This is a genomic window from Pseudomonas sp. K5002 (assembly GCF_013386655.1).
GTDB lineage: Bacteria > Pseudomonadota > Gammaproteobacteria > Pseudomonadales > Pseudomonadaceae > Aquipseudomonas.
The window spans coordinates 1-513 of the sequence record NZ_JACARK010001261.1 but is presented as its reverse complement, the minus strand read 5'-3'; the positions used below and the strand labels follow the sequence as shown (position 1 = coordinate 513).

Here is a 513-nt window from a genome sequence, read left to right as displayed (position 1 = left end):
CACGGCGGGCGGCGTGCAGAACAGTGTCAGCGCCACCTTGACCGCCAGTTGGGAGCCGGACCTGTGGGGCCTGGTGCGGCGCGGGATAGAGTCCAGCCAGGCGACGGCCCAGCAATCGGATGCGTTGCTGGCCGGGGTGCGGCTGTCCATCAGTTCCAGCGTGGCGAGTAACTACCTCGCCCTGCGGCAGATGGACATCGACGTGCGCCTGTTGCAGCAACAACAGAAGATCAACCAGCAACTGCTGGACATGATCCAGGTGCAGTTCACCCAGGGCGTCGCCACCAACGACCAGTTGCTGGTGGCGCAGGACCAGTTGACCACTTCGATTGCCGACTTGCAGACCTCCCTGCGCGACCGCGAGCAATACGAACACGCGCTGGCCGTGCTGGTGGGGGTGGCGCCGAGTGAATTCAGCGTGGCAGTGCGCAATGACTACAGCTTCGTGGTCCCGCGGCCACCGTTGACCTTGCCGTCGACCCTGCTGCAACGGCGTCCCGATGTGGTGGCGGC

At 65.3% G+C, this 513-nt stretch carries 1 protein-coding gene; it reads left to right on the top strand.

The features are described from left to right. A partial coding sequence (locus tag HX846_RS35485; protein WP_178967277.1) for a TolC family protein occupies positions 1-513 on the top strand: 513 nt, incomplete at both ends.